Origin of the sequence: Oryzihumus sp. (assembly GCF_036391795.1) — a bacterium.
In the GTDB taxonomy this organism is placed as follows: Bacteria; Actinomycetota; Actinomycetes; order Actinomycetales; family Dermatophilaceae; genus Oryzihumus.
Genome location: NZ_DASVZH010000041.1, coordinates 46,961 through 56,489, shown reverse-complemented (window position 1 = coordinate 56,489; position 9,529 = coordinate 46,961). Strand labels below are relative to the sequence as shown.

11 protein-coding genes are annotated in these 9,529 nt (G+C 72.9%); 7 read left to right on the top strand and 4 right to left on the bottom strand.

Annotated elements, in window-relative coordinates:
• Positions 1 to 205 precede the first annotated feature (205 nt).
• Both VF825_RS02370 and VF825_RS02365 read left to right on the top strand, forming a co-directional pair.
• Positions 206 to 1,431, top strand: a protein-coding gene (locus VF825_RS02370) for an IS3 family transposase (protein ID WP_331109747.1) whose coding sequence is annotated in 2 segments (ribosomal slippage) — positions 206 to 521 and positions 521 to 1,431 — 1,227 coding nt in all. Because the reading frame shifts where the segments join, the coding sequence is not laid out codon by codon here.
• Between the two features lie 47 nt (positions 1,432 to 1,478).
• Positions 1,479 to 1,661 (top strand): hypothetical protein, encoded by a 183-nt coding sequence (locus VF825_RS02365; RefSeq protein ID WP_331109745.1) that lies wholly within the window; start codon positions 1,479 to 1,481, stop codon positions 1,659 to 1,661.
• Between the two features lie 44 nt (positions 1,662 to 1,705).
• On the opposite strand, the gene VF825_RS02360 is transcribed toward VF825_RS02365, so the two are convergent.
• Positions 1,706 to 2,155 (bottom strand): HIT family protein, encoded by a 450-nt coding sequence (locus VF825_RS02360; RefSeq protein WP_331109743.1) that lies wholly within the window; start codon positions 2,153 to 2,155, stop codon positions 1,706 to 1,708.
• Positions 2,156 to 2,421: 266 nt separating this feature from the next.
• On the opposite strand from VF825_RS02360, the gene selA reads away from it, so the two are divergent.
• Together selA and selB are read left to right on the top strand one after the other, a co-directional pair.
• Positions 2,422 to 3,705: an L-seryl-tRNA(Sec) selenium transferase gene (selA, locus tag VF825_RS02355; RefSeq protein WP_331109741.1), complete on the top strand. Its 1,284-nt coding sequence runs from the start codon at positions 2,422 to 2,424 to the stop codon at positions 3,703 to 3,705.
• A complete protein-coding gene (gene selB / locus VF825_RS02350; RefSeq protein ID WP_331109739.1) occupies positions 3,705 to 5,480 on the top strand; it encodes a selenocysteine-specific translation elongation factor in 1,776 nt (591 codons plus the stop codon). The genes selA and selB overlap by 1 nt, the downstream gene beginning before the upstream one ends.
• 66 nt (positions 5,481 to 5,546) lie before the next feature.
• Here the strand turns inward: selB and VF825_RS02345 are convergent, their stop codons facing one another.
• The 3 genes from VF825_RS02345 to VF825_RS02335 form a co-directional block, all read right to left on the bottom strand.
• A complete protein-coding gene (locus VF825_RS02345; protein ID WP_331109737.1) occupies positions 5,547 to 6,791 on the bottom strand; it encodes a cytochrome P450 in 1,245 nt (414 codons plus the stop codon).
• 198 nt (positions 6,792 to 6,989) lie between these two features.
• A complete protein-coding gene (locus VF825_RS02340) occupies positions 6,990 to 7,163 on the bottom strand; it encodes a CsbD family protein (RefSeq protein WP_331109735.1) in 174 nt (57 codons plus the stop codon).
• Positions 7,164 to 7,224: 61 nt separating this feature from the next.
• Positions 7,225 to 7,494, bottom strand: a complete 270-nt coding sequence (locus VF825_RS02335; protein WP_331109733.1) for a DUF7218 family protein — start codon at positions 7,492 to 7,494, stop codon at positions 7,225 to 7,227.
• 142 nt (positions 7,495 to 7,636) lie between these two features.
• On the opposite strand from VF825_RS02335, the gene VF825_RS02330 reads away from it, so the two are divergent.
• The 3 genes from VF825_RS02330 (at position 7,637) to VF825_RS02320 (ending at position 9,506) form a co-directional block, all read left to right on the top strand.
• Positions 7,637 to 8,005 carry a hypothetical protein gene (locus tag VF825_RS02330; RefSeq protein ID WP_331109731.1) on the top strand — a complete coding sequence of 123 codons (369 nt, stop codon included), beginning with the start codon at positions 7,637 to 7,639 and terminating at the stop codon, positions 8,003 to 8,005.
• A gap of 73 nt (positions 8,006 to 8,078) precedes the next feature.
• Entirely contained in the window at positions 8,079 to 8,624 is a 546-nt protein-coding gene (locus VF825_RS02325) for a PRC-barrel domain-containing protein (RefSeq protein WP_331109729.1), read from the top strand.
• Positions 8,625 to 8,717: 93 nt separating this feature from the next.
• The gene (locus tag VF825_RS02320; protein WP_331109727.1) at positions 8,718 to 9,506 is read left to right on the top strand and encodes a sigma-70 family RNA polymerase sigma factor; all 789 of its coding nucleotides are present in this window, start codon (positions 8,718 to 8,720) and stop codon (positions 9,504 to 9,506) included.
• Positions 9,507 to 9,529: the final 23 nt, after the last annotated feature.

Below are 9,529 nucleotides of genomic sequence, written 5' to 3'. Positions count from 1 at the left end.
GCGCCAGCCAGAACGGCACTGAGGGTGCCGGGTACGACATAGGCAAGCACCCAGAGCGTCATCGGGGGCAAGGTCGCCCACCCAGCACGCAGCATCCGGCGGGGCTTGAGCCGCAGCGCCACGGCGGCTCCGAGGACGGGGCTTGACCCGGATCTTGGACACGCTGAATCCAGCATCGTGCTGGGGAAGCGAGAAGATCCTGTCCATGGCCAGGAAGAACTACACCGACGAGTTCCGTCGGCAGGCCGTTGAGCTGTACGAGTCCACCCCGGGTGCCACGTTGCGGGGCATCGCCGACGATCTCGGGATCTCCCGAGGCACCTTGTCGGACTGGGTCAAGACGTTCGGCACGGGTTCAACGACTGCCCCGATCAGCAGCGCGCGGACGCCGACGGGCAGGCCCGAGACCCAGGCCGAGAGGGTCGCCCGGCTCGAGGCCGAGAACGCCCAGCTGCGGGCGGAGAAGGCGAAGATCGAGACCGAGAAGTCGATCCTTCGTCAGGCGGCCAAGTATTTCGCTGGGGAGACGAACTGGTGAGCCGCTTCCAGTTCGTCGCCGACCACCAAGACACCTTCGAGGTGAAGCGGCTGTGCGAGGTCATCGAGGTCAACCGGTCCTCGTTCTACGCCTGGGACGCCGCTGCACCTGTGCGGGCTGAGCGGGCCGCTGTCGATGAGCAGCTGGCGGACCGGATCCGGGTGGTGCACGAGGCCGACAAAGCCTACGGAGCGCCGCGGATCACCGCCGAGCTCAACGACGGCGCACCCGCCGAGGACCGGCTCAACCACAAGCGGGTCGCACGGGTGATGGCCGAGCACGGCATCGCCGGGATCCGGCTGCGCCGTCGCGTCCGGACCACCATCCCCGAGCCCTCCGACGAGAAGGTGCCTGACGTGCTGAAGCGGGACTTCACCGCCGAGACGCCGAACACGAAGTACGTCGGCGACATCACCTACCTCCCGCTGACCGACGGGAGCAACCTCTACCTGGCCACGGTCATCGACTGCTGCTCGCGCAAGCTCGCCGGCTGGGCGATCGCCGACCACATGCGCACCGACCTGGTCACCGACGCTCTCAAGGCCACGCTGGCCGACCGAGGCTCGCTCCGAGGGGCGATCTTCCACGCGGACCACGGAGCCCAGTACACGTCCAAGGACCTCGCCAGGCTCTGCAAGCAGCTCGGAGTGGCCCAGTCCCTGGGCGGGGTCGGGTCGAGCGCGGACAACGCCCTCGCGGAGTCCTTCAACGCGACCTTGAAGCGGGAGACCCTCGCCGGGGCAGCGGCCTTCACCGACGAGGCCGCCTGCCGCCGGGAGATCTTCCGCTGGGCCACCCGCTACAACACCAAGAGACGCCACTCCTACTGCGGCCACCTCTCCCCGAACGCCTACGAGAACCAGCTCGCGGCTACCCTCGCCGAAGCCGCGTAATCAAACACACCGCGTGTCCAAGATCCGGGGGTAAGGCCCGACTACCGATGATCTTCATCGCGGCGGGCCTCGACATCCGGCCCTCATGGCCACTGGAACAGTTGGCTCAACTTGTGCCGTCGGGCGCCTTCAGCAGCGTCGCTGACGTCCCTCATGACTTCTGGGCCACTGACCCCGACATCTGGGTGCGCGTCGTCACCAACGCCTGCCGCAGCCTCCTAAAGCACTGACATGCCGCGAAGAGTGTGCAGGCTTCTTCGCTGCAGACAGGCCGTTACGTGCGGGCATGCAGCGCGGCGCGGATCTGCCCGGCCATCACCTCGGCCGCGGCGAAGTCCCCTCGACGCGCGCCTTCCCAGTCGTCGACGTGTAACCAGGAAACGTCTGCAGGGGTGCCTGGCCATCGCGGGATCAGGTGGATGTGGAGGTGAGGCACGCCATGGCCCACGACAGCCAGGTAGACACGTTCCGCACCGAGGGTTCTGAGCGCTCGGCTGAGGCGCGAGATGTACCGGCCGACGGCCGCGGATTCTCCCTCGCCCAGATCAGCGAACCCGGCCACGTGACGGCGCGGCGTCAGCATGAGGTAGCCGAGATAGACGTCGTCCGCAGGAGGCCAGGGTGGAAGGTGAAAGGCCACCACGTCCTCGGCCTCCACCAGATGGTCACCCGGCAGCGGAACTTCGAGCCGGTGTTCCTGACAGACCAGGCAGTCCTCGGCCACGATCCCCCCTTCGCTGGACTGGCACATCCTCGCATCCACCTCAGGCGACCAGAAGCCGAATCTTCTGTTGCTACCTCCGCACTACGCACGGCGGAATCGAACCCGCGGCCTCCGCCATGATTGTGCAAGATTTTCGTTGCCCGTGTGCAGTCAGCTGCGTGCTCCATTTGCAGATGTGCGCTGACCTGCTGCTTGGTTGTTTCGCGAACACCTCCGCCCCCACAGACCCCGTGCCGACGCCTCGCGCCGACCGTAGGATCGACGACGTGACGTCGACCGACCCCCGCCGACGGGTGCCGCGCACCGACGTCGTGCTGGCCGACCCGCGGCTGGCGGCCGCCGCCGAGCAGCTGGGCGGCGACACCGTGAGGGACGCGGTCCGGCTCGCCCAGGGGCGGGCCCGCGCCGGCGAGATCGACCCGGAGCAGGTGGCCGACGCTGCCGTGGCGGCCCTTCCGGCACACGCGACGAGCCTGCGGCAGGTGCTCAACGCCACGGGGGTGGTGCTGCACACCAACCTCGGGCGGGCGCCCCTGTCGGAGGCAGCCCTGGCGGCCGTCGGGGCCGCCGCCGGCTACGTCGACGTGGAGTACGACGTCGCCACCGGGCGGCGCGCGCGCCGCGGGCGGGGCACCCTCGCTGCCGTGCGCCTGGCGGTCCCCGCCGCCGAGGACGTGCTGGTCGTCAACAACGGGGCCGCTGCGCTGGTCCTGGCCACCACCGCCCTGGCGGCCGGCCGTGAGGTCGTCGTCAGCCGGGGCGAGATGGTCGAGATCGGCGACGGGTTCCGCCTGCCGGACCTCATCGCGTCGACAGGTGCCAGGCTGCGGGAGGTCGGCACCACCAATCGCACGGCCCTGCGCGACTACGCCGAGGCCGTTGGGCCCGACACCGGCTGCATCCTCAAGGTGCACCCCAGCAACTTCCGGGTCGAGGGCTTCACCTCCTCCGTTGACGTGGGCAGCCTCCGTGGCCTGGGCGTGCCGGTCGTGGTCGACATCGGCTCCGGCCTGCTGTCCCCCGACCCGATGCTGCCCGGGGAGCCGGACGCAGCCTCTACCCTGGCGGCGGGCGCCGACCTGGTGACCTGCAGCGGGGACAAGCTGCTCGGCGGCCCGCAGGCCGGGCTCGTCCTGGGCCGTGGCGACCTCGTCGAGCGGCTGCGCCGGCACCCGCTGGCCCGGGCGCTGCGCGTCGACAAGCTCACGCTCGCCGCGCTCGAGGCCACGGTGCGGGGCCCCCTCACCCCGACCGCGCGATACGTGCATGCGGACCCGGCAGCCCTGCGGCGGCGCGCCGAGGCACTCTGCGACGCGGTCGGCGGCGAGGTGGTCCCCTCCGACGGCGCGGTGGGCGGGGGCGGGGCCCCCGGGGTGGCGCTGCCGGGGTGGGCGGTCGCCCTGCCCGCGGCCCTCGCCGAGCCGCTGCGCGTGGGCGATCCGGCAGTGGTGTGCCGGGTCGAGCGGGACCGCTGTCTCGTCGACCTCCGCTGTGTGCCGCAGAGCGCAGACGTGTTGCTGCGCAAGGCGATCGAGGCGGTCCAGCGCTAGTGCACGTCGTCGCCACCGCCGGCCACGTAGACCACGGCAAGTCCACCCTGGTGCGTGCGCTGACCGGCATGGAGCCCGACCGGTGGGCCGAGGAGCGCCGCCGCGGGATGACCATCGACCTCGGCTACGCGTGGACCCGGCTGCCGAGCGGGGCGATGCTCGCGTTCGTCGACGTCCCCGGTCACGAGCGCTTCATCGGCAACATGCTCGCCGGCCTCGGACCCGCGCCGGCGGTGATGTTCGTCGTCGCGGCCGACGAGGGGTGGCGGCGGCAGTCCACCGAGCACCTCGCCGCCATCGACGCACTGGGCCTGCAGCACGGTCTGCTCGTCGTGACGCGCAGCGACCTGGCCGACCCCGCGCCCGCCACCGCCGAGGCCCAGGACCGGTTGCGCGCCACCAGCGTGGGCCAGGCCGAGGCGGTGGCCGTCTCGGGCGTCACCGGCGAAGGGCTGCCCGACCTGCACGCCGCGCTGCAACGGCTCGTCGACCGGCTCCCGGCGCCGGAGCACTCCGGCCGGGTGCGGCTGTGGGTCGACCGCAGCTTCACCGTCCGGGGCAGCGGCACAGTCGTCACGGGGACGTTGGGGGCCGGCTCGCTCGCGGTCGGTGACGAGCTCGAGCTCGGTGGCCGCCGGCTGCGGGTGCGCGGGCTTCAGAGCTTGGGGCGGTCGCAGGAGCGGGTCGAGGCGGTGGCCCGCGTGGCCGTCAACCTGCGCGCTGTCGCTCGCGAGGACGTCGGTCGCGGCGACGCCCTGCTCACGCCCGAGGCATGGCCGCTGACCGACGTCGTGGACGCCCGGCTGACCGGCATCGACCCGCCCGCCCTGCCCGCGCACCTGGTCCTGCACCTCGGGACGGCATCGGTGCCGGTCCGGCTCCGGGCCCTGGGCGGCGACACCGTCCGGCTGTCCCTGGCCCGGCCCCTGCCGCTGGTGGCCGGGGACCGGGCGATCCTGCGTGACCCCGGCCGGCACGCCGTGGCCGCCGCCGTGGTGGTGCTGGACGTCGACCCGCCGCTCCTGCGTCGGCGCGGCGCTGCGCGCGAGCGCGCCCTGGAGCTCGGCGAGTCGGCAACGCGCCCCGATCTTGCCGCTGAGGTCCGTCGCCGTGGCGCCCTGCCGGAGTCGGACCTGACCGGTCTGGGCCTGGGAGCGGCCGTGGGTCAGGCATCGCTGCCCCCGGGGGTGCACCGCCGCGGCGGGTGGCTGGTCGACGACGGCGCGTGGCTGGCCTGGGCGCACAGACTCGGGACGGTCGTCGATGAGTGGGCCCGCGCCCACCCCCTCGACCCCGCGGTGCCCACCGAGGCCGCCCGGCGGGAGGTGGCACTTCCCGACGTCACCCTGGTGCCGCCGCTGGCGGAGGCCGCCGGCCTGCAGCTGCGTGGGGGCCGGCTCACCCGCCCCGGGGTCGTGCCGTCACTGGGCCCGGCCGAGCCCGGGCTGCAGGACCTGGAGCAGCGCCTGCGCGCGGACCCCTTCGCGGCCCCGGAGCGCCCTGACCTGGAGGAGCTGGGCCTGGGGCCCCGGCAGCTGGCCGCCGCCGAGCGTGCCGGACGGCTGCTGCGCCTCGGTGAGGACGTGGTCCTGCTGCCCGACGCCCCGGCGCGGGCGATGCGGGCCCTCGCGGCACTCCCGCAGCCGTTCACCCTCAGCGAAGCACGCGTGGCGCTCGGCACGACCCGTCGGGTCGCGGTGCCCCTGCTCGAGCACTGCGACAGCCGCGGCTGGACGGAGCGCGTGGACTCATCGCACCGCCGTGTCCGGCGGTGAGCCGCCCGAGCTGCTCCGGACGGCGGACCAGGAGCCCCGGCGGATCGGTCCGCCGGGGCTCGAGCGTCACCGCCCGCCGGCCGCCACCGGGAGGATGCGCAGGCCCCCGCGGAACCGGGGCGGCATGCGGCGGGCCGACCACGCCAGCCCGTTCGACGGTGCGATGCGGTAGCCGCGCCGGGCGAGCGACGGCACGACGGCGGTGAGGATCCCCGTGGCGATGCCTTCCCCAGGACAGCGGTGGCCGGTGCGGGCATCGCCCCCGCCCTGTGGCACGAAGGCGAACTCGTCTGGTTCGGTGTCCTCGAAGCGCGAGGGGTCGAAGGCGTCCGGGTGCGACCACGCCCGTGCGTCGTGGTTGGTGCCGTAGACATCCAGGACCGCCCGGTCCCCGGCTCGGAGCGCCATACCGCACACCTCGGTGTCCTCGCGGGCGCGGGCGGCCAGCACCGGGACGAACGGGTAGTGACGACGCACCTCGTGGGCGAAGGCCACCACCTCGGGGGCTCCCGCGGCGGCGACCCGGCCCCGCCAGTAGGTGTCCTGCTGCAACGCGAACGCCGCGAAGGCGACGAACCACGAGACCGCCACCGTGGGCCGCAGCACGTTGAGCAGCTCGACAGCCGCGGTGTGACGCGGCAGGACCGACCCGTCGAGGTCGCGGAACGTCGCCACCTGGTCCAGGACGGACCCCTCCGGCGCCTCGCCGCGCCGCGCTCGGTCGATCTGCTCCCCCGCCCAGCGGTCGGCGCGGGCCCGGGCAAGGCGCGCCCGTGCCTGCCGCGGACCGACGCCGCCGAAACCGTCCACGACCCTCGCCAGGTCCTCGCTGCGCGCCACATGGTCGGCGCCCACGTCGAGGCCGGCCCACCGCTGCACCGCCTGGCCGATGACCTTCACCGCGGCCGGGAAGACGGCGACCGGGTCACCCCGGTCCAACGTGAGGGTCAGCCCCCGCTCCCAGCCGTCTCCGACCGTCTCGGAGAGTCCCGCGACGGCACCGGGCTCGGTCACCGACAGGAAGAGCGTCTTGCGGTGCCGGTGCGCCTCGTCGTCGAGGCTGTGCACCGGACCCGTGCCGAACAGCACGTCGGACACCACCTTGGGCAGGGCCCCGGCTCGTCGGAACCGTGTGGTGTCGTAGAACGCCTCGGCCCCCTGACGCCCCCTCAGCCACACTGCGGGCGCACCCATGAGCCGCACGGCCGTGGCGTCGCGTGACTCATCCCCGGCCAGGTACGCGGACAGGGTGTATCCGCGGGCGAGCAGCTGGGCCGTGACGTCCGGCGGACGTCCTTCGGTGTGGGTCATGTCGCACCTGCCTCCGTGCTCGCGGTCCTGGCCTGGCACTCCCCTCCCTACCCCACACGCCCGGCAGGAAACACCACCACCGAGCGTGGCGGGCGCCCGCACAGCTGGGCCGTGTCCCCATCCCCTGCCGCTCCCACGGCAGCGACGAGGGCCGGAGCCGATGTCCCCTGGCTCCGACCCTCGTCCGGACTGCGTGTCTCAGTCCTTGAAGGCGTCCTTGACCTTCTCCCCTGCCTGCTTGACGTTCGCCTTGGTCTGGTCGGCCTTGCCCTCGGCCTGCAGGTCACGGTCGCCGGTCGCCTGGCCGACCTTCTCCTTGGCGGCGCCGCCGATCTCCTCGCCCTTGTTGCGGAGCTTGTCCTCGTTACCCATCACTTCTCCTTCGGTCGAGCCGGATGTGCCACCTGCCCACGCCTTGCGGCGCTGCAGGGGTTCAGTGGTTGCGCAGTGCCGTGATCAGCTCGCCCTTGCTCATGGAGGACCGTCCTTCGATGCCGATCTCGCGTGCTCGCTTCAGGAGCTCGTCCTTGGTCCAGTCCTCGTAGTCGCCGTGCGAGCCACCCTTGCTGCCCACCGACGACCGCGAGCTGTTCGCCGCGGCGTTCGCGATCCGGGCGGCCTTCTCCTTGCTGGCTCCGTCGTCGCGCAGCGACTCGTACAGGCCCTTGTCCTTGACGCTGGGGCCGGGGTCCTTGCGGGGCATGTCCCACCTGCCTTCCCTCTCGTACAGGTCAGCCGTGACTGCTCCGTACCCGACAGGGCGGTCCCCAAACGTCTCCGCATGCTCCGGCGCCGAGCGGGTACAGGCAGGGCAGTGCAGCCCCCGACGGGAAGGACGGACAGCCATGGCTGTGACGACGTTCCAGGACCTGCCGCTCGCCGAGCGTGACCGCGAGTGGGACGGTGCCGCCGCGGAGAAGCGGGTGCGGGAGTGGGCCGGCGCCGAGGAGGAGCCCAACGCCCGCTACCGGGACGCCCACGTCTGGTACGACGCGGACGCGAAGGAGAACTACACGGCATACAAGCTGCTCGTGGCCGACGTGGTCGACGGCAGGTTGAAGGCGGTGCCCCGCGGGGTCATGGCGGCGGCCGCGGTGATGCAGGGCTCGCGCGGTGGTGTCGACCTGCCCGAGCGCGACATCGCCCGCGTCAAGGGGCACCTCGCGCGCTACTACTCCAAGATGGGCGAGGAGCCCCCGTGGGAACGGGACTGACGCTGCGGGTTGAACCGCACCCGCTCCGGGCACGGGGGAGCCGGACCACGATCCGCGGAGAGAGGTGACCTGCATGCAGGAACACGAGCTGGCCGCCCTGGTGGGTATGACCGCCCGGGCCCAGGACGGGGAGAAGATCGGCCGCATCGAGGAGGTGCTCTCGGAGGAGCACAGCCAGGAGGGCACCTGGCTGCGCATCCGCACCGGGCTGCTGGGCCGGCACGACGCCCTCGCGCCCGTGTCCGAGGCGCGGGTGGAGTCCGGCAACCTCGTGCTGCCCTACGGCAAGGACACCGTGGTGCAGGCCCCGACCCTCCACGGCTGGCCACCCTCCCTCGACGACGCGCTGAGCCTGCACCAGTACTACGCGACGACCTGGATGGCCGGGCAGGTCGGCCGCGACGGGGCCAGCCACGTGGCGGGGGCCGCCTACACGCGGCCCGACCCGGCCGACGGCATCGCCGACCCCGACACCGTGTCAGCGCGCACGGGTGCCCGGGACGGGAGCGACGCCCTCGGGCAGCCGCAGGTCCCTGACGGTCCGAAGCGCTACGACGAGCTGATCGAGCTGCGGGACCAGGCTGACGGCCGGGACGCCAGGGACGAACGCGACGAATGAGCCGCCCACTGCGCGCCGCCTCCTGCGGTGCCGTGGGTATGGTGCACGTGAGGTCCAGCAACGGCCCGCCCCCTTCATTCCCCGGGATGCACCATGACCCCGTTGCTGACCGCCTGCTCCCCCACCTCGTTCCGGACTCGTGAGTCCAGGACCCGGCGCCTGCTCGACCAGCTCGCTCACGAGCACGACCCGCGCGTCTGCCGCCGGATCCGGGACGAGGTCGTCTGCTGCAACCTCGACGTGGCCTGCGCGATCGCGGCGCACTACCGCGGTCGCGGCCTCGAGGCCGAGGACCTGCGGCAGGTCGCCATGCTCGGGCTGGTCAAGGCGGCGCACCGCTTCCACGCCGACGCGGGCGGCAGCTTCCTGGCCTTCGCCAAGCCGACCATCCGTGGGGAGATCCGCCGACACTTCCGGGACGCCGGCTGGGCGGTGCGGCCACCGCGACGGCTCCAGGAGCTGCATGCCGACATCCGGACCGCCGTCGCCGCCCTGGAGCAGGACCTCGGGCAGCCGCCGAGCACGATGCAGCTCGCCGACGTGCTCGGCACCGACGCGCGGTCGGTGGCCGAGGCGCGGGAGCTGCCCGGCTGCTACTCCCCGACGTCGCTGGACGCGAAACGCGACGAGCACCGCCGGGCGCTCGCCGACGAGCTGGCCGACCCCCACGGCGACCCCAGCGTGGCGGTGGACGACCGGCTCTCCCTGGCCGCCGCGCTGCGCACGCTCGACCCGTCCGACCTGCGGCTGCTGCGGTTGCGCTTCGAGGACGAGCTCAGCCAGGCGGAGATCGGCCGCCGGCTCGGGGTCAGCCAGATGCAGGTGTCCCGGCGGCTGCATCGGGTGCTCGACCGGTTGCGTGACCAGCTCGAGGCAGCCTGACCGCAGGTCGCAGGCACCTCAGC